The following is a 25,629-nucleotide window of genomic DNA, read 5'->3' on the forward strand; positions in this document are numbered from 1 at the left end:
TTATTTTGTCAGGTCCAGCCCTCCGAAGTTGCCGGAACTCATCATCATGTAGACACCCTGCGTTTTGTCCAGTGTATTCCAGTAGGCATGAAGTTCTCCGGCATTGGTAAAGACTTTTAGATTTTCGTTTTTGAACTTTTCTTTGATCAATTCGGGAGAAATCGGCTCCATTCTTTTAATTTTTAAAGCATCTTCAGAATAGAAAACGATCGCTTCATCCAGGCCGTCCATGGCATGGTCATACTGTTCAAGGAAAACAGGGTTTAGGCTTGAATAAGTATGAAGCTCAAGAAAACCGTATTTTTTTTCGTTTTTAAACTGTTCACAGAAAGCTTTAACAGCCGCTTTCACTTTGCTCGGAGCGTGTGCAAAATCTTTGTAAAGTGTTCCCTTATCTCCTCTCTCTACTTTTTCAAGGCGTTTCGAAGCCCCTTTAAAACTCATGATGGCTTCATAGAAGTCTTCATCCATAACTCCTAAATGATGGCAGATGTTTCTTGCTCCTTCCAGATTCAGTAAATTATGGGCTCCGAAAACAGAAAGCGGAACATCGCCCATTTCTGTTGTTAAATGAACCTGGCCGTTGATAGTTTCGTATTCGGGTGTTTTGTAGGGGATTTTTCTGAAATAATTTTCTGCCGCTTCCACTACTTTTACCACTTCCGGATCTTCTTCGTTGTAGACTAAAATTCCGCCCGGCGTAATGCTGGCCACGAATTTCCTGAACTGCTCAATATAATCATCAAACGTTTTAAAAACATTGATATGATCCCAGGCAATCCCGCTCAATAATGCGATATTGGGCTGATACAGCAGGAATTTAGAACGGAGATCGATAGGAGAGGACAGGTATTCATCACCTTCCAACACCATAAAATCATTGTCTTCCGTCAGTTTGACCATACAGTCGAAACCTTCCAGCTGGGCACCCACCATAAAATCCACATCTTTCCGGTGGAAATTCAGGACATGGAGAATCATTGAAGTAATGGTCGTTTTTCCGTGAGAACCTGCAATGACTACCCGGGTTTTATTTTTAGACTGCTCGTACAGGAATTCCGGATAAGAATATATTTTTAAGCCCAGCTCCTTTGCCTTTGCCAATTCAGGGTTATCCTGGTGGGCATGCATCCCAAGAATTACGGCATCAAGGTCAGAAGTGATTTTTTCCGGGAACCAACCTGTTTCTGCGGGTAGAATTCCTTTCTTCTCCAATCTTGATTTTGAAGGTTCAAAGATCGCATCATCCGAACCGGTAACCTGGTATCCTTTATCTTTTAATGCAATGGCAAGATTGTGCATGGCGCTTCCGCCGACAGCAATGAAATGGGTCTTCAATGGATTATTGTTTTTTTACGTTATTATTGATAAGCTCCTGGAAAACATCTGTAATGTTATTCCAGTTTGTTCTGTAATTCGGCATAATGGAGCTTGCATCTGTTTTACTGCCTTCATTAGGACCCTTTTTTACATTTACGGAAGTTGAAATATGATCATAAATCTTTTTATGGTCTTCCTGAATCCTTCTGAAATTGTTTCGGGAAAGGGTATGTTCTATTTTATTTAAATCTTCCTGGGGAATTTTGAAATCCTGCTTATATTTTTTACCCTGGCCTTCAAAAGAGTAATGGGCATCATGTCCTTTGATCAGAAGATTCTCATATACGGGTGCAAGGCCGCCGCTTCTGGAATAGCTGATGTCGAAATCCGAATAGATCCTTTGGCTGTTGCATGATGCTAATACAGTAAGAGCAAATAAGATTCCTGTTATCCTTTTCATAATAATTCTGCTTTAATTACCTGATTCTTTCTGTTCTGATTTTTTGGCTTTCAGTTCTTCGTCATATTGGTGCAACAGATTGAAGTCCTCAGTCTGTTCAATGGCGGTCATGATCTTATACAGGATTTGCTGGGCATTCTCTTTGTCGTAATCGATTTCAAGAGGTGCCTTGAATTCCATGGTAGGCTTTACGCCTGTGACCTTTACCCGGAGCCCTTTTTTATCAAAAGCCCTGCGGAATCCGTTGATTTTTATCGGGATTACAATCGGGCGCTGATTTTTAACCAGTTTTGCCGTTCCCCTTCTTCCCTGTGCAAAAGCGGAGGTGGTTCCCTGGGGGAAAGTGGCTACCCATCCGTTATCAAGAGCCTTCATGATGTTTTCAACCTCACTCATATCCACGATCCTGTTGACGTTTTTGCCTTCTGCTCGCCAGGTCCTTTTAACAGTAACGGCACCTGCAATTTTAAAGATCTTGGGAAGGATTCCTTTGTTCATCGTTTCTTCGGCTGCAACATAATAGAAATCAATCTTCGGGTTTAATAAGTATATCGGGTTTTTAATGGTGTTAAGGTACCCGTTGTTTACTGAGCAGAATGCGTGATACATGGCCGCAACATCGGCAAAATAAGTTTGGTGATTGGACACAAACAGTACATTGGAATCCGGGAGATCCACAAGATGCTCAGTTCCTGTAATTTTCAGTTTGTTAAAGCCGTTGAACCTTCTGTAGGATATAATTCCCAGAATGAAAATAATTATCCTTTTTAAAAAATAAGGAGTACCGAATGCATCGGTAAAAATATTTTTTTTCGCCATCTCTCAATTAAACACGGTTTTGCAAAGTTACATTTTTTTCAGCAACTGGCTGAACTCGCTCAATATCATTGCGGTAGCTCCCCAAATAATATATCCGTTAAAATTAATCACCGGGACCTCTTTTCCTCCTGTACTTGGCAACACCATCATTTCAGGCATATCAGGAAGGTTCAGAAAACTGGTGACCGGAAATTCAATAACTTCCACTGCTTCGCTCTGCTGCAAAACAAATGCCGGATTTCTGCTGGTGTAGGATATATAAGGATAAACATAAAAATTACTGGGCGGAATATAAATCGGGGACATTTCCCGGATGATTCTTATATAATGTTTATCAATCCCGATCTCTTCCGAAGTTTCACGGATGGCGGTTTCTGCAAAATTCCGGTCAGCTTCCTCACGCTTGCCGCCGGGCAGGGAAATCTGTCCGCTGTGCCGGTCATGTTCATTGATGGTCCTCTGGATCAAAGGAAAGTGCCATTCATTATTTTTAAGATAAAGCGCGATATTGACAGCCGCAAATTTTGGATTATTCTTTAAAACGTCTTCATAGCTGAAAACGGGGCGGGAGGGCGGTGAAAAAACGCCGTGCGCATGTTCTCCCGCCAGTGCTGCACTCTTGATTTTCCTTAATAAATCTTTTCCAAAACTCATGATTCAAATTTAATAATATATTTTGAAGAAATAAGAATGAACCAGTAATTATATAAAAGATGTATATTGAGTTATACCTTATATATAATGATACGAAACAAAAATCTTTACATAGCTCTGATTTTTTTTAGGAACTATTCCTGCTATCCACTATTACTCCTCACGCCTTGTCTTGCCGCAGCATTTCCTTCGCTTACCTGTTTGCTGTTACGGGGTAGCCGTTTCTATCGGGGCTAGGGGTTTGGGACGTCCCAAGAAGAGCAGTTTGTAAAATCCGCTTCTGCGCGCTATTACTTAACCGCCACTTCTTATCGCTCATTACCACACTTCTCATCTGCCATTACCATTACCATTACCATTAGCTATTACCGGATTATTATTGAATCATCCTTAGTTATCAGGAGTTATTATTCCAGTTTAATTTTCATGAGTCAGGTCAATAATCCCCGCCATAAAAATTTCCCTCCCTTGGAGGGGTGTCAAAAATCCTCTGGATTTTTGACGGGGTGGTATGACATTATGCTTTTATACATTACACTCTTATATATAATATACTCTTATATAATGTACGCTCAATATTACCTACCGTCCGGAGTATGTGCAACCCAACCTTACAGGTTTTTAAAACCTGTAAGGTTTGATCAAAGTTTCCATTACGGTTTTCATTATATAAGGTGTTTCTTTAATTTAATTTCCATTCGGCAATCATTCTCGGCAATCATCACAAGTTCTTATACATTGTTATATCATAATTCCCTGTAGGCATTATCATAAATCATGGCAGGGCCCTCTTCATTGATCAAAGTTTCCATTATGGTTCTCATCACACGAGGTGTTTCCCGATTCCCTTTATATTATATAGAATCAGAATCTTTGTCAGCAACGGGTAGGATTTATAACCTTCGCCACTGATTGAAAATCTGTTTTCAGGTCCTTTTGGTCTCCATTTACCGGCGAAACCACTTTATATGACCTTAAGTTTTTTAACCCATACCCATGGTATTTGAATCTTGTGGATAACTCTGAATTGTCTGTAAACGTTATGCAGTCAGTTGGATAAGGATTTACTTTCCCACAAATTGTGTTTTAAGATGAACATAATGTTACGTATATTTGGAAGATAAGGGATGAGTTTCTATCTTTGCCCCACTGAAAAACGAGAGTAGATCAGCAGCGCAGAAGAGGCTTTTAGGTAAGCCGGAATAAAATAACTAATCATCTACCTTACAGGATTGCTTCAGGCAGTTGTGTAGGATACGGATCGGGAAAAACTTTTTAGGATTTTAGATAAATAAAATTTGGATGGTTGGAAAAGATTTGTATCTTTGCAGTCCGGTAAAACGGGAGCGCAGGAGTAGAGGGGTTGGATGTTGAGAGGGGTTAAGGTTAGAGAAAAAAAACTTTAAAATTTTCCTTAAAAACATTTGGCGGATTAGAAATAAAGTTTTACTTTTGCACACGCAAATACGGCAAAGCCCAACGACAGAAAAGGGTGGCCGTGGGAGCGGAAGAAGAGAGATCATTGAAAAACAGATATACAACCAAGAATAAGGAAAAACTAAAGCGTAAAATAACTTTGAGTGAGTCAGACAAACATACAATGGAGAGTTTGATCCTGGCTCAGGATGAACGCTAGCGGGAGGCCTAACACATGCAAGCCGAGCGGTATTTGTCTTTCGGGACAGAGAGAGCGGCGTACGGGTGCGGAACACGTGTGCAACCTGCCTTTATCAGGGGGATAGCCTTTCGAAAGGAAGATTAATACCCCATAATATAAGAGACGGCATCGTTTTTTATTGAAAACTGAGGTGGATAGAGATGGGCACGCGCAAGATTAGATAGTTGGTGAGGTAACGGCTCACCAAGTCGATGATCTTTAGGGGGCCTGAGAGGGTGATCCCCCACACTGGTACTGAGACACGGACCAGACTCCTACGGGAGGCAGCAGTGAGGAATATTGGACAATGGGTTAGCGCCTGATCCAGCCATCCCGCGTGAAGGACGACGGCCCTATGGGTTGTAAACTTCTTTTGTACAGGGATAAACCTACTCTCGTGAGAGTAGCTGAAGGTACTGTACGAATAAGCACCGGCTAACTCCGTGCCAGCAGCCGCGGTAATACGGAGGGTGCAAGCGTTATCCGGATTTATTGGGTTTAAAGGGTCCGTAGGCGGACTCGTAAGTCAGTGGTGAAATCTCACAGCTCAACTGTGAAACTGCCATTGATACTGCGGGTCTTGAGTAAGGTAGAAGTGGCTGGAATAAGTAGTGTAGCGGTGAAATGCATAGATATTACTTAGAACACCAATTGCGAAGGCAGGTCACTATGTCTTAACTGACGCTGATGGACGAAAGCGTGGGGAGCGAACAGGATTAGATACCCTGGTAGTCCACGCCGTAAACGATGCTAACTCGTTTTTGGGCTTTTGGGTTCAGAGACTAAGCGAAAGTGATAAGTTAGCCACCTGGGGAGTACGTTCGCAAGAATGAAACTCAAAGGAATTGACGGGGGCCCGCACAAGCGGTGGATTATGTGGTTTAATTCGATGATACGCGAGGAACCTTACCAAGGCTTAAATGGGAATTGATGGGTTTAGAAATAGACCGTCCTTCGGGCAATTTTCAAGGTGCTGCATGGTTGTCGTCAGCTCGTGCCGTGAGGTGTTAGGTTAAGTCCTGCAACGAGCGCAACCCCTGTTACTAGTTGCTACCATTAAGTTGAGGACTCTAGTAAGACTGCCTACGCAAGTAGAGAGGAAGGTGGGGATGACGTCAAATCATCACGGCCCTTACGCCTTGGGCCACACACGTAATACAATGGCCGGTACAGAGGGCAGCTACTTAGCGATAAGATGCGAATCTCGAAAGCCGGTCTCAGTTCGGATTGGAGTCTGCAACTCGACTCTATGAAGCTGGAATCGCTAGTAATCGCGCATCAGCCATGGCGCGGTGAATACGTTCCCGGGCCTTGTACACACCGCCCGTCAAGCCATGGAAGTCTGGGGTACCTGAAGTCGGTGACCGTAACAGGAGCTGCCTAGGGTAAAACAGGTAACTAGGGCTAAGTCGTAACAAGGTAGCCGTACCGGAAGGTGCGGCTGGAACATCTCATTTTAGAGACTCGTTAAGCGAGTATAAACAAAATTAGGTACTTAACTGTACCAAGTACTTACTTAAAGTTAGAGCTTTAGTTTTTTTATTGGTTGCTATCTTACATAAAATACAATACAAACCCACTAGGAATTAGTATAGGGATAGAGATACAGGAGCGGAGAGCCAAGAACCAAGACCAATGTAAAAGTCTTGTATCTAGCATCTGGGATCTGTTAGTCTAAAAGACAGTCTCGTAGCTCAGCTGGTTAGAGCGCTACACTGATAATGTAGAGGTCGGCAGTTCGAGCCTGCCCGAGACTACTAATTGCAAAAGACGGGAAGAGTAGAGAGCCATGAACCAAGACTGTCAATTAGAAAGTCTTGTCTCTAGGATCTTGAGTCTTTTAAGTCTGACTAGAGGGGGAATTAGCTCAGCTGGCTAGAGCGCCTGCCTTGCACGCAGGAGGTCAAGGGTTCGACTCCCTTATTCTCCACGGATTGTACTTAATTACTTAGGTAATAGGGTATGATGTATGAGGGTAATAAAAGAAAGTGTATATTCTACATAATGACGGAGCCGTCATTAGTATGCTTCACTTGATTGCTTAAGTACAAGAACAAAGATCATTGACATTAACGGTAAAGACATCACAAAGAGAAAACCGAGCACTTATAAGTGCTTGAGTAACCTAAAAAATAGGAAAGAAATCGTTAAGGGCGTATGGCGGATGCCTAGGCTTTCAGAGGCGAAGAAGGACGTGGTAAGCTGCGAAAAGCTCGGGGGATCGGCACACACGAATTGATCCCGAGATGTCCGAATGGGGCAACCCGTCTGGTTGAAGACCAGTCACTCTAAATTTATTTAGAGAGCAAACCCGGAGAACTGAAACATCTAAGTACCCGGAGGAAAAGAAATCGAAGAGATTCCGTAAGTAGTGGCGAGCGAACGCGGATTAGCCCAAAAGCTTTTATATGTTTAATAGAATGTTCTGGAAAGAACAGCCGTAGAGGGTGATAGCCCCGTACATGAAAGGCATATTTGAGTGATAAATGAGTAGGGCGGGACACGTGAAATCCTGTCTGAATATGGGGGGACCATCCTCCAAGGCTAAATACTCCTGAAAGACCGATAGTGAACAAGTACTGTGAAGGAAAGGTGAAAAGCACTTCGAATAGAAGGGTGAAATAGAACCTGAAACCGTACGCCTACAAGCGGTCGGAGCCCACAAGTTGGGTGACGGCGTGCCTTTTGCATAATGAGCCTACGAGTTAATTTTACTAGCGAGGTTAAGGACTTCAGGTCCGGAGCCGGAGCGAAAGCGAGTCTGAATAGGGCGCATAGTTAGTAGGATTAGACGCGAAACCTTGTGATCTACCCATGGGCAGGTTGAAGCTCTGGTAACACAGAGTGGAGGACCGAACCGGTTGACGTTGAAAAGTCTTCGGATGACCTGTGGGTAGGGGTGAAAGGCCAATCAAACTGGGAGATAGCTCGTACTCTCCGAAATGCATTTAGGTGCAGCGTCGCAATAAAGTTTATTAGAGGTAGAGCTACTGATTGGATGCGGGGGTTTCATCGCCTACCAATTCCTGACAAACTCCGAATGCTAATAAATGTTCTGCGGCAGTGAGGGCATGGGTGCTAAGGTCCATGTCCGAGAGGGAAAGAACCCAGACCAACAGCTAAGGTCCCCAAATATATGCTAAGTTGAAGCAACGCGGTTGGACTGCATTGACAGCTAGGATGTTGGCTTGGAAGCAGCCATTCATTTAAAGAGTGCGTAACAGCTCACTAGTCGAGCGGTCCGGCATGGATAATAATCGGGCATAAGCATATTACCGAAGCTATGGATTTATAATTTATTATATCTGGTAGGAGAGCATTCTGTTTGCACCGAAGCAGTACCGTGAGGTATTGTGGAGCGGACAGAAAAGAAAATGTAGGCATAAGTAACGATAAAGGGGGCGAGAAACCCCCTCACCGAAAGACTAAGGCTTCCTCAGCTATGCTAATCAGCTGAGGGTTAGTCGGGACCTAACGCGAACCCGAAAGGGGTAGTGGATGGACAATGGGTTAATACTCCCATACTTGCTCACACTAAAAAGGGGACGGATTTACGTACTTACTGGAGACTGACGGAATAGTCAAGGCCTAGCCTTCGGGCGAAGCTGCTGTAAGGAAATAGATTCCAAGAAAAGCCGAAGTGAAGCAACCCGTACCAAAACCGACACAGGTGGTCGAGGAGAGAATCCTAAGGTGCTCGAGTGAGTCGTGGCTAAGGAACTAGGCAAAATAGTCTCGTAACTTCGGAAGAAGAGACGCCAGCAGCAATGCTGGCCGCAGTGAAGAGGCCCAGGCGACTGTTTATCAAAAACACAGGACTCTGCTAAATCGAAAGATGCTGTATAGGGTCTGACACCTGCCCGGTGCTGGAAGGTTAAGGAAGGGCGTTAGCAGCAATGCGAAGCGTTTGACTGAAGCCCCAGTAAACGGCGGCCGTAACTATAACGGTCCTAAGGTAGCGAAATTCCTTGTCGGGTAAGTTCCGACCTGCACGAATGGTGTAACGATCTGGGCACTGTCTCAGCCACGAGCTCGGTGAAATTGTAGTATCGGTGAAGATGCCGATTACCCGCAATGGGACGAAAAGACCCTGTGAACCTTTACTATAACTTCGTATTGACTTTGAGTAAGTAATGTGTAGGATAGGTGGGAGGCTATGAAGCGGGCACGCTAGTGTCTGTGGAGCCAACGTTGAAATACCACCCTTTACTTACTTGGAGCCTAACTTCTGTATGGAAGGACATTGCGTGGTGGGTAGTTTGACTGGGGTGGTCGCCTCCAAAAGAGTAACGGAGGCTTTCAAAGGTACCCTCAGCACGCTTGGTAACCGTGCGTAGAGTGTAATGGCATAAGGGTGCTTGACTGTGAGACCTACAAGTCGATCAGGTGCGAAAGCAGGACATAGTGATCCGGTGGTTCCGTATGGAAGGGCCATCGCTCATAGGATAAAAGGTACTCCGGGGATAACAGGCTAGTCTCCCCCAAGAGCTCACATCGACGGGGAGGTTCGGCACCTCGATGTCGGCTCGTCACATCCTGGGGCTGGAGAAGGTCCCAAGGGTTGGGCTGTTCGCCCATTAAAGTGGCACGCGAGCTGGGTTCAGAACGTCGTGAGACAGTTCGGTCTCTATCTATTGCGGGCGTTAGATGTTTGAGAGGGCTTGATTCTAGTACGAGAGGACCGAATTGAACAAACCTCTGGTGTATCAGTTGTACCGCCAGGTGCACCGCTGAGTAGCTACGTTTGGAAGAGATAAACACTGAAAGCATATAAGTGTGAAACTCGCCTCAAGATGAGACATCTTTTAAGGGTCGTGGGAGATGACCACGTTGATAGGCTACAGGTGTAAAGTTGGTAACAGCATAGCCGAGTAGTACTAATTACCCGTAGATTTATTGCCTATCAGGATACTGTAAGCTTATAGCTTCATGCGATAAGCCAAGCCTTATAAGTGCCAAAATGGTTTTGCCTTTGTGATGATATTTACCGATAAAAAGCAGTATGCTTTACGCTGTAAGCCTAAAGCTTATAGCCTACTGCCTACAGCTATATACAACCTTTAGGGTGGTTTTAGCGGTGGGGCTCACCTGTTCCCATTCCGAACACAGAAGTTAAGCCCACCAGCGCCGATGGTACTGCGAAAGCGGGAGAGTAGGTCGCCGCCAGTCTTTTTTTATTTTATAAAACTCCTTCATCATCCGATGAAGGAGTTTTTGCGTTTATACCCTGTTCCCTGTTCTCAATAACCGATACCTCAGAATAAAACATTGACCGACCGTAAACAAACAGATTACATCATGTTACATTTGCCTCATTGCACACTGGCATACACCCTTATTAAAAGCATACTGCAAATAGATATTTCTTAATAGCAATAAGAAACTGAAATCAAAACATAAATATATTACAGATATTAACATAAAAATATTTCAATACATCCCAAAAAGTCTGAATATAGGAATGCTTGAGAAATACCGACTACCAATGTGAATTATTCCCCGGATATTATTGAAAGATTGGGGATCAATTGATAAATTTTATTTTCGTCAGATGTCTGCTGAAAATAATTATCAAAATATTATTTTTCAAATATTTGATTATCCGTTTTGATACGGTCTGCTTTTAGGAAAAAATTACCGTTCCCAGGTAATTTTCTTCGTTGTGTTGATACTATCGGAGAATCAAGCAAAATAAACAGTATAGCAGAAACGCAAATATTTAAGAACGGAGATATCTAGCAGCAGCTTTTGGCAGGAAGCACGGATCTGCTATACAAAAGCCGTAAAAAATTGCAGACGTTAAAAAGGAAGCTCTCAGGAATACTTCTTACTGTCTGTCCCGACTTCGAGAAAACCTGTAAACTGGCCGCTGCAATAGCCTTCGAAAGATCTGCAATTAAAAGATCATAAAATCCGTAGCAATACCCAAATTGGTACACTGGTTAAAACTGTGGAAAAGAGTCTGGTTTTACTTCTTTCTGTACCCTTAAAAAAACCATCATGATCATTTCAGTAATATTTTGAATTACGATAGAGCCTAAAAAACCACAAATACTAAAAATACCGACAGGATAATCAGTAAAGTTACAGATTTTGTTGCCTGAAATTTACGCTTTCTAAGAGTTGTTACATTAAGCCATACTTTGCCAGGATAAATCAGTATTCTGTTCATATCAGATCCTGATGATCTTCAAGCCTAATTTGCTCCGAGTGAAAATTTAATTCTAAAATTAATTTCCTTATGTATCTTATTTTTAAGTTCTATTAAAAAGAATTTGATTATGTGTCTGTGTCAGGCAATAGATCATTAAAAGATAGATTATCGTTTATATAAGCTTATTAAACAAATTTAAATAATTTGCCAAGCTGAAAATATTTAAGGTATGCTATGCTATATTATGCTGTCATTATTGATCAAGTGCTTAAGTTCAGGCAGTAATTATTTTCACATGATGTAAAGGAACTGTCAAATTCTTCAGAGTGCTTTTCGTACGTATTTTAAGGCGTAAGTTTTTTAAAGCATATCACATTGAATATATTTTTAAAATTGCACTAAGATTGGCACTTGATTGTATTCAGCAGGGAGTTTATACATTAATGAGGGTTAATCATATAAAATTCAGGGGTAAGTACAGTTTCTTATATCCACATACTTTAAGCAATTAAAAAACCTCCAGAAAACTGAAGGTTTTGAAATTTTGTATTAATTAGAATATCCTACCAATTCTTCTTTCTTGGAATTGTAAATCCTGTATTCTAAATATTTGAATGAATCCCTTGGGATAACGGTTACCCATTTTTTATACTTCATAAACCATTTCATTTGAATGCTGTTAAAACCTTTCGTCAGGTAAGCTTCTACAAAGGGATGAACATGAAGGTAAAGCTTTCCGTTTTCTTTCTGCATAATCGTTCTTAAGGCATCACCCATTCTTTCTACAATAACGATAGGCGCCACGATTTCTCCGTCTTTATTAGGATTTTCTTCCTTCGTATCGATCTGTTTTTCCGGACGGTTTCTTTGTCTCGTAATCTGTATCAGTCCGAATTTACTCGGCGGAAGGATTTTGTGGCGTGCTTTGTCACGGGTCATTTCCTGTTTCAGATGTTCGTACAGGTCTTTTCTGTGCTCCGGGTTGATCATGTCAATGAAATCGATGACAATAATACCGCCCATGTCACGGAGACGAAGCTGTCTGGCAATCTCTGTGGCCGCCATCATGTTTACTTTAAGCGCATGCTCTTTATTAACAGCGGTACCGGTAGTTATATTGTTTCCGGAATTGACATCAACTACATGCAATGCTTCGGTATGTTCTATAACCAGATAGGCACCTTTTGAGCTGGGAATGTTCACATGCTTCCCAAAGCTTTGTTTAAGCTGTTTTTCAACATTGTAATATTCCAGAAGCGGAATGTGTGAATTATGGAAATGGACTATGTTTTTTCTCTCGGGAGCAATTACTTCCACATAGTTTTTCATTTCTTCAACCATCTGTTCGTCATCACAGGTAATGCTTACAAAATCCTGGTTGAAATTGTCTCTTAAAATGGCTGAAGCTTTGTCGTCCTCACTTAAAACCCTGGACGGGACTTTGTTTTTCTGGATATTCTTGAAAGTGCTTTCCCATTTCTGGATCAGCTGATTCATGTCATTATGAAGATCCGCTACTTTTTTCCCTTCTGCCACAGTTCTTATGATCACACCGAATCCTTCAGGCTTGATGCTCTCAATAAGGGTGCGGAGTCTTTCTTTTTCTTCAAAGCTGTTTACCTTTTTGGAAATGGAAACTTTATTGTCAAACGGGATAAGAACCAAAAACCGGCCTGTTAAGGAAATCTGGGTAGAAATTCTCGGCCCTTTTGTAGAAATCGGTTCTTTGGTGATCTGCAGCAGGACAAGATCATCCTTTGCGATTACCTTTTCTACGGTTCCGTTTTTATTAATTTCGGGCTGGATTTCAAAATTCTTCAAGCTTGAAACGCTTTGTTTTTTGGAAATCGTGTCTTTTAAAAACTTTTTATAGGTAAGATATTGCGGCCCAAGGTCCTGATAATGCAGGAAAGCGTCCTTTTCATATCCTATATTTACAAATGCGGCATTAAGATTAGGTGCCAGCTTTTTTACTTTTCCGATAAACAGATCTCCAACTATAAAATCGCTTTTGTCCTCTTGTTCATGAAGTTCACATAGTCTTCCGTCTTCCAGCAGTACAATCTTGGTAAGATTATCTTCATGCGAAACTATAAGTTCTTTCTTCATTTTTTTGTAAGATAAAGATTGTTAAAATGACAGGAAACGGTTCTGTTTTTCATTATATTAAATTTACACTTAAGATAAGGATTAGTATTGAACGGAGCATCTCTTTTTAATAAAATATGCATCTTTTTTTCCGGGCATTTTATCGTTATAAAACAAATATAGTCGGTGAGCTTATAAAATTTAAAACCACCAACTATATCATGTATATTGTAATCTCAGAAAAGGAGATTATTTTTTCTTGTGTCTGTTCGCTCTTCTCCTTTTCTTTCTTTTGTGGGTTGCAACCTTGTGTCTTTTTCTTTTCTTTCCGCTTGGCATAATTATAATTTTTTAGTAACTAGTTAATATTCAGTTAATGTTTTATTTTACGGTAACTTTCGTTTTTACTTTCTCCACAAAAGATTTTGATGGTTTGAAAGCGGGAATGTTATGAGCAGGGATTTCAATTGCAGTGTTCTTAGAGATATTTCTTCCCGTTTTGGCTGCCCTTGTTTTAATGATAAAAGATCCAAATCCTCTCAGGTAAACGTTATCTCCATTATACATAGAAGTCCTGATTTCCTGCATAAAAGCCTCTACAACTTTCTGTGTCTCATTCTTTTCGGTTCCCAACTTATTTGAGATGGTGTTTACCAATTCTGCCTTTGTCATTTCCTTATTTTAATTTTAAATTTTAGGTGTGCAAATTTAGTTAAAAAAATTGAATATTAGCAAATTAGTGGCAAAATATTTTTTTATAAGAGGTTGAAAATTAATGTTTATTCTGTGTTAATCTCATGTTAACTCACTTTACATGCTGGAATTGTAATATCCGTGCTCTACACAGAAGCGGATCAGGTGAAGCTTCGTCTTCAGGCCCAGCTTTTCAGTAAGCCTGTTGATATACGTATCAATTGTTCTCGTACTAAGATTCAGCTTTTCCCCGATTTCCTTATTGCTGAAGCCCTCGTAACAGAACTTCATGAGAAGAATTTCTGTAGGAGACAGCTCTTCCTGGCTCTTTCTCTGCCGGTCCATGTATTCCATGACGGCAAGGGGCTGCTGCTCCCATTCTTTGCTGTAACGGGCAAAATCGAAACTGTCCGAGGCTATCTTTCCTTTAAAAATATCTTTAATGATATTGCTCTTCTTCTGGCAGTAGTAGATATTCTGGAATTTTGAAAGGATTTCCGCCATATCTTCCTGATAGGTACCCGAATACGTAATGATGGGAGTTTCCGGATTGCTTTTCCGGATATACCTGATGGCTTCAATCCCGCTCAGCACCGGCATAAAAAGTTCTATGATAAATACGTCTTCCTGCCTTCTGTAATTTCTGCTGATCAGTTCACGACCGTTGTTACAGTCATTCAGAAGCAGGTGGAAGGGGTTTTCGGTAAGGGTTTTGATCAGTATTTTTTTAAAATAAAAATCACTGTCTGCTACGGAAAACCTCACAGTATTGGTTAATATTTTACTCACTTTAATATCGATTTGGCGGGTGATGATTAAAATTCAGATCACTAAATTATGAAAATAAGCCGAAAGTTGAAATTAAACTTGCTATAATTGAAAAATACTGGAAAATGACTAGAGACTTAATTTTGTACATCAATTATTTTTTTATAATTTCACACACCAAACAAATCACAAACATATGTCTTTGAGCAGGGACAAAAAATTAAACAGGTCGGACGTTAGAATAGGCATTTGGAAGTTTATTCTGTCATTTATCGTATTATCAGGTATTTCTTTCACCTGCATATTTTTCTTTTTCAAAAGTTATGACATCCAGCGGGCCGGAATCAAAAAGGAAGCCGATAATTATCGTGAGCTGCTGACGAGAAGCGACCTTCTGAGGACCCATGTAGACAGTATCCTGTACCGCATGGACCAGCTTGATATCAACAGGGTGGATAATGATATTATTTTACGGAACTATATTATGGATAATATTCAGGATGCCAAAAATATCATGGGGAAAGACAGTGCAGATAATTTCAAACATTATTCCATGCTGATAAAACAGATCGGCCCGATGCTGACCCTGAAAAACCAGATCATCGGTGTTTCCAACAAAGAGCAGGTTGCTTTAAGAGGCCTGAACGAGTGCAAAGGAAGAATAGGGGGCATTAACAAGGAACTTAAAGTAGATCCTACCAGGAATTTTTCAGGAATCAGACGCAAAAGATAAAGACACACACCATGCAGGGACAAATTACACTATCAAAAAAAGAAAGGCATTATCAGTTTTTATATCTGATCGCAATGCTTGTCGCGGCACTCCTTTTTCTGGGGATACTGTTTTTAAAAGGTTTTGAATCGCCGTTTTCAGATGAAGACATTGTTTCCGTACAGAATCTTGATGAAAAAGCAAAATTCGACCAGAAGCAGAAACTTTCCTATAAAACGATGGACAGTACATTTTCCATGATCAACAGACTGACGGACCAGCCGGTTGAGCCTTTTACGGAAAGCAATATCATCTACGGAATTAATGATGTGGCCAACTATTTTCAGAGCGGCGATAACATTGCAGATATCCGTAAAGATGCCTACCCTCAGATCGCGGAGTTTTACAAGATGTACTATGATGATAAGAAAATTATTTCAAGCAAAACCGAAAATATAAAAAATCTGGAAAGACAGGCTGAAGAATGTTCCATTGGTTTCAAAGAGAAAAAAAGCCAGCTGTTCCAGAAAGAAACCATGCTGAAATCCAGAAATCAGTAATCGGCAGTTCACCCAGGAGCAGATCATATAAAAAACACATACGTATCACACAATCATTTAACTATGAATTACTTTCAGAAAAATAAGAAGAATATTATTATCGGTGTTATTGCAACATTGCTTATAGCAGCGTTGGTGGCATTATGGCTGCAGAAGAAGGTGATCCACTCTGCAGACGATATCATTGGGGTTGTAAATCCGTCATCTCTTGCCGTAGGAGACACCCTTTTATTTGAGGATAAAACACAGTTTGCCAAAACCAAAAGATGGAACTTCGGAGACGGAAGCACATCTGATAAAAGCAGTGGAATCCATTTTTACAGAAAACCCGGGTATTACCAGATAACACTGATTATCGACAATAAATATTCAAAGTCTTTTCCGGTAATGGTTTCTGCAAGGAGCCTTCCCAAGCCGAAAGACAGTACCAGGATCAAAACCGTGATTGACGGGCCTTCCCAGGCTATGCAGTACATCAATGTACAGTTCCGTGCCATTTCAGATTCCAAACAGTTTACCTGGAAATTCGGGGAAACCGGCAATATCGATTCTAAAGACAAACTGGCATTTTACACATACCAGAAGCCCGGCGATTATGTGGTTACATTGTATACAGATGAAGAAGAACCTGTTTTGCACCAGATTAAGATTCTTCCTTCTTATGACGAACTGAAAGAAGAAGTAAGCGTGGAAGATGTATATGCCAAAATTGATAATGATTTTAAAATGCACCTTCAGCAGATTGCCTATGGCAATAATTTCAATATGCACTATAACTATTTACTGAGAACCTATCTGTGTAATAACGAAAATACAGTGGTTAAAGTAAGTGACAGCAAGGTGAATAATTTTTACATGTACTGCGCAGGCCTTCAGTTCGATAAAAACACAATCATCCAGACAGTGAAAGTGAATTTTGATGATACCCAGAAGTGCGTAACCAAAGTTGATATTAACCAAAGCAAATAATCCCGTCCTGTTTCCAGGGCTTACCAATCATAAAAGATCATTAGGATGAAAAATAAATTTCCTCTGGCAGCATATTACATCGGAGTTTCGGTATTGCTGACCACAACAGCCTGCCAGGTAAAACTGCCGTCGAAAAGAACGCCGGAACCTTCCCAGTACGGGCAGATTGAAAATTCTCCGGTTGTCAACGGATTTCCCAAAAAGGCAGTGCCCTGGATCGCTATTTCAGACCGGTCCAGAAATACCGCCTATTTAGATAAAAGTGATGAGAAATCATATAAGGAAGTTAAGTTCCTGGAGCCTTTAATGGTCCTTAAGCACAGGGACGGAATGGTAAAGGTGGCTGAATATATTCCTGATGCCCTGATGAGGAAAGTGTCGCCGAAACAGATTAAGACTTATGGCTGGATTCCGGAATCCGACTTATTGCTGTGGAATAATTCTTTAAAAAGCGAAAAAACAGGATTTCCCGTTAAAGTTGCCGTAGTTCCCAACAACAGTGAAGTCATCAGAAGCTCTGAAAGGTATTATAAAAATGATTCCATCATGGTTTTCAATTCACCGAGCCTCATTGAACAGGCTGATGTGAAAATTCCTAACGGGCAGATTGTGTACATATACAAACAGGCAGAAAACAACAAGAGATTTCTGGTAGGTAAAAAGCCTTCCGTAGCGCTAGACAGCATCAGCACAAACCTGTACGGCTGGGTGAGTTCCAATGTGATTTCAGCCTGGGGCGAGCGTTCTGCCGTTAAAATGAAAAATACCACAGGAATTACAGAAACTTCCCTGGGGATCCATGAAGGATATCCCGGCGGAAATGATGCCGAAAATAAGACCGCCATTTTCCTGACGGATGTGAATAAAAGGACACCACTTGAAAATATTTTCCCGGTGAGCCTGCCGCTGTACGAACCGCCGGCTCCTGATTCCAAAACCAAATATTTCACAAATATTCTGGATTACAGTAAAAACTCTATTTTTAATGTATTGGGGGAATCCATTTATTTTGACCGTTACCGGGAAATTACAGAAAGAAACAAGAAGCTGAATATCGTTTTTACCCTGGACATCAGTGCTGCCAACGCACCGTATGCACCGATCGTAAAGTCTCTGCTTCAGGATCTCCAGCTGAGATTTGAAAAGCCTTCTTACTTCAACCAGATAAAATACGGAGTGGTTTTATATAAAAACAATTCCTGTGGAGACAATGTTGCTGTTTCTAATCTAAGTACAGATTACAACAAAATAACCACATTCATTGATCAGAAAACCAATGAAATGAACTGCCCGAGCAACAGCGGTAACCAGCCGGTGAATGAAGGCCTGACAGCTGCAGGTAATCTTCTGTCCAATGTACCTGATGAAACCAATATTGTGGTAACGGTAGGAACTTCGGCAAACCAGAGCGGGAATATGTACGGGGTTATTAACTCCCTGACTCAGGCACAGGCAAGGCTGATTATGTTCCAGACCAGTGCACGGTCATCCGATACCTACAACGATTTTGTGTTAATGGCAGAAAATGTAGTGACCAATACAGCAAAGAATATCGCCGAATTAAAAAAACAGAAAATCATTAATCAGAATGATGTCCTGACAAAAAATAATTTCAATCTGATTGAAGGGGATGAGGGTTTTTTCTCCTTAGATTATCCTAAACAGAGTATGTCTCAGGGATTTGTTATTTTTCCTAAAAAAGGGGATATCGCGACTCCGGGTTATCTTAAAAAGTCAGTGGACAGCCTGATCTCACAGGTGACCCTGGACAATACCACTCTGGACAGATCTCTGGATGAATATTTCCATTCTTCAGTAGGAGCAGGCAAAACAGATGTTGATTTAAAATATAAATACCTGTATCCAGGCCTTACCAATCCGGTTCCGGCAGGAATTGCCGCACAGCTGATCAATTATGGAAGCCCGTTCCTGGTGAAAGGGTACATCCCGAAAGAACTGAAAGACTATAAGCCGGGTCTGGAAAAAGGGATTCTGATTTCCGAAACGGAATATGACAACCTGAAACTGTTCTATACGGAAGTATATCGCCAGACAGGTGCCGAAAGATTAGATTTTAAACAGGGAAGAGCGGTTAATGAATACATAAAACTGCTTAAAAAATATAACCCGACCCTGAAATTCCTTGATAAGAGCGAGCTTTACAAACAGCCGATGGCCTATGCAGTAGGAGTAAGTACGGGTTTTGATGTTACCGAAGAAGAACTGATGTCCAAATACATGCTGAGAGGCTGGAAAAAATCGAAAATTGTTACGAATGAAACAGCAAGGCAATACTTCCGCCATTACAAAACGCTTGCAGACAGGATGTTGTCGCACAGAAATGATCCTGCTGTGAAGATTGAGCAGAACGGACAGACATTCTATTGGCTTAATGAATACTTTATGCCGACCCTGCTGCCTGCTGAGCAACCGGAATATACTCAACATTAATACATTATCATATGAAAAAAGCGAAAATAAACTTTCGCTTTTTTTATTTTTTACGGGTAAAATTTTTATCTTTGATAGTAACCCAAATTACAGTATTATGTCACAGCAATCATCACCTCATGACGGCAAACACTTCGTGGTACAGAAAGGCAAAGCCCAATGTAACCAGGGTGACCAGTTCCCCCAGCATAAAGTGACCTCCCACCGGAAACATTTTTGGAATGACTCTGACGGCAATTCCGATTTTCTGGGTGTTACGGAAGATGACCTTCAGTTCAAGCCCTCCGGCCCGAGCTTCGGGAAATGCAAGCTGAAGCCTTCTTCAGGCGGAAATTTACCGTGTTCTTACGCACCGGCAGGCAAATGGCAGAAAACGTATGATAAAGTGAAAATTACGGATAAGAAGATCGTCACCGAGGCTTCTGAACTGTTATGTACCGTTGGCGGTAAAATTACCATTAAAGACCACGGGCAGCGAGGGCAGATGAGTAAAAAGAATGTAAAGAATGCTGATGCCAAAAAAGTACAGCGGATCAATCCGCTGGTGAATATGCAGGATTTTAAAGAAACGGTTTTGGAAAATGAACTGGACGCTTATTAATTTCATCCTAAAAAAGCACTTTTAATGTCAAAAAGAGGAGTTTCAAAAATAGCAGGGAATGCTTCGCCGAAAGTAGGAGAAAAGACTTTATATACCGTTACAGACTGGTATCCTTCAACACCCGCCAGTGACAGGAATCCCGCTTTGGTAACCTGGGAGCTTTTTAAGAAACGTTCTGACGGAACCTTTACCACCACTGATATCAGGAAAAAAGGTGACGGAAATTTTACTTTTGGTGAAGTGGCTTCAAAAAATACCTACCGTCTCGAAGCCTATATCCATGAGCCGGAAGGAAAAGGTCCCATGACCCTGGATATCACGCCGCAGCCGGCAGAAATCCCCAGAATCAATAAGGTTGAATTGTTCTATGTGGATGATTCAAGAGGAACCATATTCAGTTATACGGAAAAACTGGTTGCCAAGGCACAGTCGGTGAACCTTACCCATAAGAAGCTGGTTTTTACGCTTTGGGAAGATGATGCCAAAGGAGACGGGCATAACGCCAAAAATCTATTCATCGACAGCAAGGAAGCAGTTGTTGACAAATCCGGAACGGCTACTGCCGAATTTGTTCTGACAAAAGCTTTGATGCAGAAAGCCATGGAGGGAGAAAGTGATCCAAAGAGACTGGAGTTTTATGTCACGGTAGAATACTACAAAAATAAAAAGCATGCTACCGGAAATACCGAAATAGCAAATCCCGGCTATCAGCCGCCGGCAGTTCTGCCCAGCCGACCTTCAGCGGTGCCTAAAAGTGCCACTCCGGCTCCGGCTCAGCCTCCAAAGGCCGTTCCCAAAGCCAATGGTTCGCCGGCAGCGCAGAAGCCTCCTTCCCGGAAAGAAGAAAAGGGGATTATGGATTCCATGACAGAATCCGTAAGGAATAAATTAAATGAGCTCTGGGACTGGGTAGAATCCAATGGAACCGTAAAACCGGATCAGAAGCCTACAGCACAGAAGCCGGATGGAAAGACGGTGAGTGTGGTGAATGGTCAGGAAGTTAAAATTGTAAATTGCGGTGAAAAATACTGTATCAAGAAAGGAGATAAAAGCGAGCTTGTCAGGGAAATCAATATCCGGTTAGCCGGATTTGGTGGAAATGTTCCTACCGATGAATTTACAGACCGGACGGAGAAAATGGTTAAGCAGTTCCAACGGGATTATATGAAAGTTCCGGAAACCGGTAAAGTGTGTGGAAATGTTTTGAAGGCGATTGATGAGTTTCAAAATAAGTATATAATAAACTTCGATGATGTTAAATGTCCTTGTGGTAAATGCAAAGGTTTTGGAAATGGTAAATTTTCTGAACAAAAACAAAACTCGAAAACGGCTGAGCTTTACAGGAAATATGAATATCCAGGCATCCATAGGAGTTTAATCTGGGCATTAAGAGCTGCAATGTTCTATACGGCTGTCATAGAGAAGGATCTGAAATATAGTGTAAAATGTATTTTCTCAGGCTACAGATGTCATGAAAATAATAAACAGCATAAAAGAACTTCAACCAATCATATGGGTAAGGCTTTGGATATACATTTTAACAAAAATGGAAAAAGAACACAAGTTCCAAAAGAAGTTGAAGAAATACGGCAGAAAATATTTGTAAAATATCTGGGAAACCAGGTAAGGTGGAATGATAGTAATAAATTCTCTCTGGAGCCTGGAATACCTTCTTATAAAGGAGAATTTATTGCGAGCACATGGATTCATTATGACGTAAGACAATTTGAATTGAAATATTTAAAAGATGAGTTTTTTGTAAAAAGCATAAACGATGTTAATGGAAAAAGTATTGTTGAATTAGCCTTGACAACAAATCGTGAGACATGCAAGTGTATGGGCGGAGGCATTGCAAAACAAATAAATACGCCTGCCAATGTACCAAAAGCACAAGGAAATAATTTTACAGAAAGTGATGCCAAAGAAGCGCTCAAAATCATTTATGACAAACATGGGAAAGATATGGCGGTTATTGTTGAGAAAATGTACAGGGATGAAACGCGCCACTTCCAGTCAGGTCAGTTTAAAGCTTGTGGGACAGGAGGAATGGAAGCTTTTGGCTCTGCTCCTTACTATGGATGGGATAAGAATTTCTTTGAAGCAAATCCGGAATTTAAGCCTACCGGTATCTGGAGTGCCTTTGAAAATAAAGGAATGAGCGGACAGGGCGGTAATAAACAGGTAACAGACAGAAAAAAAGAGTTTGTTGTATTTCCATCTGTTTTGGCAGGAATGGAATTTAAAGTTTTTTACATAAATAAATACAATGGGAACTGGGCAAGATGGCATTCTACAGATACATCCGTTCAGGCAGTCTATAAAAAACATATAGAAAGTATAAGATCACGTTTTGTAAACGAATTTGAAAAAAATAAATAGAAATGAAAAAATTATTAAAACTGCTTTTTGTTTTGCTTCTTTTTTCCTGCAAAGGAGAGCCTGTTAAAAAGGAAAAAATTGCTGACAGTACCAGTGTTGATCAAAAAGTTGCTGCTGTTGTGTCTGACGATGAAAAAGCCGGTAATTGTTATGATTATTTAACCGAACTGGTAAGAAGCAGTAATTTTCCTTTCACAGAATGGAAAATAGATAAAAAGAAAGTAAATCTCTTAATAGATGAAGAAACCGATGCAATCATATCATGCCAACTTGTGTTCGATACCCAGGGGACCGGCACTGTCGGATGGATAGAGTATCATAAAGAAGACGGTAGATTATATAATACATCTGCCAATCTTGAGAGTCCTGCCGAATTAAAATACGATATAAAATGGAAACGTTTATTTGATTCCTGTCTTCAGGATAAAAAGGGTAACAATGGCAAAACATCAGAAATTACTTTTGATAATACATTAGAAAAATTGTACAATCAATGGGAAGAAATTCCGTTGCCCAATGCATATAATTACGATGCAGTAGTTGATGAAAAAGGCTTCCAGTCCCTTGATAAAAAATACTATCAGGTGTTTCCCGTTAAACATCAGGATAACTATAAAATCGCGAAACTTCCATCTGTTAATGACAATGTTAAACCTGTCATTTTGATCACGTATAATGATGCCGGTCAGTCAAGCTGGTATTTATTTACATTAGATCACCAGTATATGCCTATTTCTAATATCATATTATATACAAGCGAAGAACTTGGCAATGGTACATCCAAAGCGACGACCTATAGTATATCTAAAGATTATAAAATCACGGTTAGCCAGCAATCTGGTGACAAAATTACCGGTAAGAAAGTCTATAGTATTACAAAAGAAGGAAAAATAATTTAGTAAATACTTATTGAATTATCCATTGAATAAAATATGGAAGTATTCCTCACACTATCATTTTTGAAAAGCTGCCGGAAAAAGCAACAAGCTTATTGCAGTTCTATTAAAAATTCCGAAAGAAATGGCAGGATATTAAAAATATTTTTTATTCTATTCATGTTTTTATGCAAAGGTCAGAATAAAGAAAATTGCAGTAAAGAGAATGCCTATAATAATGTAGTTCGGATACAGGAGGTTAAAAAGGCCGTTGATCAATATAAAAAAGGCCGTCAGAAAATAATTTTCAATATTGATGAAGGTATTTATAATAACAAAAAATATTTTATTGTAAAAGAAGAGCAGGAAGGTGAACTTCATAACAGTGTATGGAATATTTTTTACGTTGATAAAAAAGATTGCTCAGTCTATTATTATGATACGGTGAATGGGAATTTACTGACTCTTGATAAATGGAGATCATTAGGAAAAAAAACGGAAAAAAGAACGATGGAAAAATAAGTTTACTGATTTGTTCAATGAAGGTACCGTAATAAAATTTACCCTAAAAGATTTGAATAAAGGCGATGAGGAAATTCAGGATAGCCGTAAAAATTGTATTCCTGAAAAAATAGATTAATATAATAAACACAAAGATGAAAATACGATCTTTAATGTACCTTCTAACGCTTAAAAAATATTCAAAGCATTCTGAAAAGAGCAGCAGTAAAAATAAAACGGGAATAATACTGCTGTTTATTTTTACCCTGCTTTCTTTCAAAGAAACACCTGCGAAAGAAGAAAATATCAAGGGTTCTGCCAATCATAAAAACTTTATCATTAGCCCTGAAGATCATACGGTTGATGATTGTTACGGCTATCTGACGGAGTTGGTGAGGAGTAGTAATTTCCCTTTTTCAGACTGGAAAATAGACAGAAACAAAGTAAATCTTTTAATAGATGAAGAAGACAGTGAAACCATAACATGCAAGCTTTTTTATGATACTGAAGGAACCGGAACCATCGGATGGATAAAATATCATAAGAAAAACGGCAAACTCTTTAATACTTCTGCGGAGCTGGATCATGCTGTTGAGCTGAAATATAATGTCAAATGGAGAGGATTATTCAATTCATGTGCTTCTGGAAAACAGGTCCGGCGTTTCTCGCTGTAAAATAGAAGAAGAAATATTCAGAAATCTTTAATTTTGGAAATGGCTTTGTCAAAGAGATGAAATTTTTTATTTCCGCTAAACTTTTCTCAGAAAAATACAGGTCTCTTTAACAATAAATACGTCCGAAACTATTTTGTAAAATAGAATTTTTAGATTAATTTGGTTAAAGCGAAAAACAAAATATATGACCGTTCATTTTATTCTTTCCGGTGAAACACTGGAGAATATAGCTGAAGAAATTAACCTTGAAAATCCGGAATACCTTAAAGAATTTCACAACGCACATTGTGCCAGGGAAGATATTGTAAATGACCGGCTTGTTCCCGGAAAAAAACTGCTGCTTCCTGATTTTAAAACCGTTAATGAATACAACAGCAGAAATGATGCACTCTGTAAAGCACCGGAACTAAATCCGGATATTCCCTTTTTCCCTGAAGAGTTCAGCAAAATATATACGGTTACCATTAATGAAACTGAGGAAAATGCCTTGGATGAAAAAAGCAGTATGCTTACCTATACAGCTTCAGTAAAATGGATGGAAAAAAAAGGCACATCGCATATTTTCAGTGTTTTTAAAAATAATTTTTTTGATGCGCAGGGAAGTATGATGTCCGATCTTGCCTCGGAATCCATCCGCGCCCTTAACCCTTTCATCGTTACCACAAACGAAAAAGGAAAGATACTGACCATACAGCTGAACGAAAATGCAGCAAATCATTTCGGAAGAATAAAAGAGCGTTTGCTTGACTTGTTTCCAGATCCTTACGCCGCAATGTACCTTGATGAATTTGAATTCGCTGTCATGAACAGAGATTTATTTGAACGGAGAATGAAAGAGGATATTTTTATGAACCTGTATTTTGCCTCTTTGAGAAACGGGTTTAAAAACGGAAATTCTTTTTTACGTCAGTTTATCGAAGGAGAAAATCTTCAGATTGACCTGATGCAGAAAGTAGAAGACCGGACTGATCCGGAAGAAATTATCCTTCGCCAGCACGGAATACCTGATTCTGATCCATCAATTGCCTTTGATGGAAAATATACCGTTCTGGCCGGGACCGGGCTGGTGAAAAATGCTGAGGTCCGTTATACCGTAACCCGGGAAGATATTAAAACCTCAACTTTTATCACCGTTGAATAAGCAATAAGTAAAAGTTTAGGCAGGATATTTTAAAGCAGATGCTGAATCCTGTATCGTAGAATTACGACATCAAATCGTAGAATTACGACAAAAAATAAAATTATTATTTAAAAAATTCCGGATTTGAAAATTCCGTTTTATCTTTGTTATACA

Annotated in this window: 17 protein-coding genes, 2 tRNA genes and 3 rRNA genes; 15 read left to right on the plus strand and 7 right to left on the minus strand. The window is 40.3% G+C overall.

The window, feature by feature from the left end; genetic code table 11:
* From SD427_RS04655 to SD427_RS04670, 4 genes are read right to left on the minus strand one after another with little or no spacing between them, the layout of a single operon-like run.
* Positions 1 to 1,338 (minus strand): UDP-N-acetylmuramate--L-alanine ligase, encoded by a 1,338-nt coding sequence (locus tag SD427_RS04655; protein ID WP_320560126.1) that lies wholly within the window; start codon positions 1,336 to 1,338, stop codon positions 1 to 3.
* Between the two features lie 4 nt (positions 1,339 to 1,342).
* Positions 1,343 to 1,780 carry a hypothetical protein gene (locus SD427_RS04660; RefSeq protein WP_320560127.1) on the minus strand — a complete coding sequence of 146 codons (438 nt, stop codon included), beginning with the start codon at positions 1,778 to 1,780 and terminating at the stop codon, positions 1,343 to 1,345.
* A 12-nt stretch (positions 1,781 to 1,792) separates the two neighbouring features.
* Positions 1,793 to 2,599 carry a lysophospholipid acyltransferase family protein gene (locus SD427_RS04665; RefSeq protein ID WP_320560128.1) on the minus strand — a complete coding sequence of 269 codons (807 nt, stop codon included), beginning with the start codon at positions 2,597 to 2,599 and terminating at the stop codon, positions 1,793 to 1,795.
* 27 nt (positions 2,600 to 2,626) lie between these two features.
* Complete coding sequence (locus SD427_RS04670) at positions 2,627 to 3,253, minus strand: CoA pyrophosphatase (protein WP_320560129.1); 627 nt, start codon at positions 3,251 to 3,253, stop codon at positions 2,627 to 2,629.
* A 1,597-nt stretch (positions 3,254 to 4,850) separates the two neighbouring features.
* Here SD427_RS04670 and SD427_RS04675 point away from each other — a divergent pair.
* From SD427_RS04675 to rrf, 5 genes are all read left to right on the plus strand, one after another.
* A 16S ribosomal RNA gene (locus SD427_RS04675) occupies positions 4,851 to 6,367 on the plus strand.
* Between the two features lie 226 nt (positions 6,368 to 6,593).
* Positions 6,594 to 6,667: transfer RNA gene (locus SD427_RS04680), tRNA-Ile, on the plus strand.
* A 99-nt stretch (positions 6,668 to 6,766) separates the two neighbouring features.
* Positions 6,767 to 6,840 (plus strand) — tRNA-Ala (locus SD427_RS04685).
* A gap of 207 nt (positions 6,841 to 7,047) precedes the next feature.
* Positions 7,048 to 9,811, plus strand: a 23S ribosomal RNA gene (locus SD427_RS04690).
* 160 nt (positions 9,812 to 9,971) lie between these two features.
* Positions 9,972 to 10,079: ribosomal RNA gene (rrf, locus tag SD427_RS04695) — 5S ribosomal RNA — on the plus strand.
* The 16S, 23S and 5S rRNA genes sit together here with 2 tRNA genes alongside, the layout of an rRNA operon.
* 1,534 nt (positions 10,080 to 11,613) lie before the next feature.
* Here rrf and SD427_RS04700 read toward each other — a convergent pair.
* The 3 genes from SD427_RS04700 to SD427_RS04710 all read right to left on the minus strand — a co-directional run bounded on the left by SD427_RS04700 (position 11,614) and on the right by SD427_RS04710 (position 14,634).
* Positions 11,614 to 13,173, minus strand: a complete 1,560-nt coding sequence (locus SD427_RS04700; protein ID WP_320560130.1) for an Rne/Rng family ribonuclease — start codon at positions 13,171 to 13,173, stop codon at positions 11,614 to 11,616.
* 360 nt (positions 13,174 to 13,533) lie between these two features.
* Positions 13,534 to 13,824, minus strand: a complete 291-nt coding sequence (locus SD427_RS04705; protein WP_027388329.1) for an HU family DNA-binding protein — start codon at positions 13,822 to 13,824, stop codon at positions 13,534 to 13,536.
* Between the two features lie 138 nt (positions 13,825 to 13,962).
* Positions 13,963 to 14,634, minus strand: a complete 672-nt coding sequence (locus SD427_RS04710) for a response regulator transcription factor (RefSeq protein ID WP_320560131.1) — start codon at positions 14,632 to 14,634, stop codon at positions 13,963 to 13,965.
* A 175-nt stretch (positions 14,635 to 14,809) separates the two neighbouring features.
* On the opposite strand from SD427_RS04710, the gene tssO reads away from it, so the two are divergent.
* The 10 genes from tssO to SD427_RS04760 all read left to right on the plus strand — a co-directional run bounded on the left by tssO (position 14,810) and on the right by SD427_RS04760 (position 25,476).
* Entirely contained in the window at positions 14,810 to 15,346 is a 537-nt protein-coding gene (gene tssO / locus SD427_RS04715) for a type VI secretion system TssO (RefSeq protein ID WP_320560132.1), read from the plus strand.
* An 11-nt stretch (positions 15,347 to 15,357) separates the two neighbouring features.
* On the plus strand, positions 15,358 to 15,885 hold the full coding sequence (locus tag SD427_RS04720; protein ID WP_320560133.1) for a type VI secretion system transmembrane protein TssO: 528 nt from the start codon (positions 15,358 to 15,360) through the stop codon (positions 15,883 to 15,885).
* Between the two features lie 63 nt (positions 15,886 to 15,948).
* Complete coding sequence (locus SD427_RS04725) at positions 15,949 to 16,854, plus strand: PKD domain-containing protein (protein WP_320560134.1); 906 nt, start codon at positions 15,949 to 15,951, stop codon at positions 16,852 to 16,854.
* Between the two features lie 45 nt (positions 16,855 to 16,899).
* A complete protein-coding gene (gene tssR, locus SD427_RS04730) occupies positions 16,900 to 19,305 on the plus strand; it encodes a type VI secretion system protein TssR domain-containing protein (RefSeq protein WP_320560135.1) in 2,406 nt (801 codons plus the stop codon).
* 97 nt (positions 19,306 to 19,402) lie between these two features.
* Positions 19,403 to 19,906, plus strand: a complete 504-nt coding sequence (locus SD427_RS04735; protein WP_320560136.1) for a DUF4280 domain-containing protein — start codon at positions 19,403 to 19,405, stop codon at positions 19,904 to 19,906.
* A gap of 24 nt (positions 19,907 to 19,930) precedes the next feature.
* Positions 19,931 to 22,285: a hypothetical protein gene (locus SD427_RS04740; protein ID WP_320560137.1), complete on the plus strand. Its 2,355-nt coding sequence runs from the start codon at positions 19,931 to 19,933 to the stop codon at positions 22,283 to 22,285.
* A gap of 2 nt (positions 22,286 to 22,287) precedes the next feature.
* Complete coding sequence (locus SD427_RS04745) at positions 22,288 to 23,184, plus strand: hypothetical protein (protein ID WP_320560138.1); 897 nt, start codon at positions 22,288 to 22,290, stop codon at positions 23,182 to 23,184.
* Positions 23,185 to 23,217: 33 nt separating this feature from the next.
* Entirely contained in the window at positions 23,218 to 23,682 is a 465-nt protein-coding gene (locus SD427_RS04750; RefSeq protein WP_320560139.1) for a hypothetical protein, read from the plus strand.
* Positions 23,683 to 23,816: 134 nt separating this feature from the next.
* A complete protein-coding gene (locus SD427_RS04755) occupies positions 23,817 to 24,335 on the plus strand; it encodes a hypothetical protein (protein ID WP_320560140.1) in 519 nt (172 codons plus the stop codon).
* A gap of 184 nt (positions 24,336 to 24,519) precedes the next feature.
* Positions 24,520 to 25,476, plus strand: a complete 957-nt coding sequence (locus SD427_RS04760) for a hypothetical protein (protein WP_320560141.1) — start codon at positions 24,520 to 24,522, stop codon at positions 25,474 to 25,476.
* Positions 25,477 to 25,629 lie beyond the last annotated feature (153 nt).

This window comes from Chryseobacterium sp. JJR-5R, from assembly GCF_034047335.1.
In the GTDB taxonomy this organism is placed as follows: Bacteria; Bacteroidota; Bacteroidia; order Flavobacteriales; family Weeksellaceae; genus Chryseobacterium.

Excerpts from the sequence above, each read along its gene's own strand:
- SD427_RS04665 (WP_320560128.1), bottom strand. The coding sequence starts at position 2,599 with ATGGCGAAAAAAAATATTTTTACCGATGCATTCGGTACTCCTTATTTT.
- tssR (WP_320560135.1), top strand. The coding sequence starts at position 16,900 with ATGAAAAATAAATTTCCTCTGGCAGCATATTACATCGGAGTTTCGGTA.
- SD427_RS04745 (WP_320560138.1), top strand. The coding sequence starts at position 22,288 with ATGAAAAAATTATTAAAACTGCTTTTTGTTTTGCTTCTTTTTTCCTGC.
- SD427_RS04755 (WP_320560140.1), top strand. The coding sequence starts at position 23,817 with ATGAAAATACGATCTTTAATGTACCTTCTAACGCTTAAAAAATATTCA.
- SD427_RS04760 (WP_320560141.1), top strand. The coding sequence starts at position 24,520 with ATGACCGTTCATTTTATTCTTTCCGGTGAAACACTGGAGAATATAGCT.
- SD427_RS04700 (WP_320560130.1), bottom strand. The coding sequence starts at position 13,173 with ATGAAGAAAGAACTTATAGTTTCGCATGAAGATAATCTTACCAAGATT.
- SD427_RS04725 (WP_320560134.1), top strand. The coding sequence starts at position 15,949 with ATGAATTACTTTCAGAAAAATAAGAAGAATATTATTATCGGTGTTATT.
- SD427_RS04750 (WP_320560139.1), top strand. The coding sequence starts at position 23,218 with ATGGAAGTATTCCTCACACTATCATTTTTGAAAAGCTGCCGGAAAAAG.
- SD427_RS04735 (WP_320560136.1), top strand. The coding sequence starts at position 19,403 with ATGTCACAGCAATCATCACCTCATGACGGCAAACACTTCGTGGTACAG.
- SD427_RS04720 (WP_320560133.1), top strand. The coding sequence starts at position 15,358 with ATGCAGGGACAAATTACACTATCAAAAAAAGAAAGGCATTATCAGTTT.
- SD427_RS04705 (WP_027388329.1), bottom strand. The coding sequence starts at position 13,824 with ATGACAAAGGCAGAATTGGTAAACACCATCTCAAATAAGTTGGGAACC.
- SD427_RS04670 (WP_320560129.1), bottom strand. The coding sequence starts at position 3,253 with ATGAGTTTTGGAAAAGATTTATTAAGGAAAATCAAGAGTGCAGCACTG.
- SD427_RS04740 (WP_320560137.1), top strand. The coding sequence starts at position 19,931 with ATGTCAAAAAGAGGAGTTTCAAAAATAGCAGGGAATGCTTCGCCGAAA.
- SD427_RS04660 (WP_320560127.1), bottom strand. The coding sequence starts at position 1,780 with ATGAAAAGGATAACAGGAATCTTATTTGCTCTTACTGTATTAGCATCA.
- tssO (WP_320560132.1), top strand. The coding sequence starts at position 14,810 with ATGTCTTTGAGCAGGGACAAAAAATTAAACAGGTCGGACGTTAGAATA.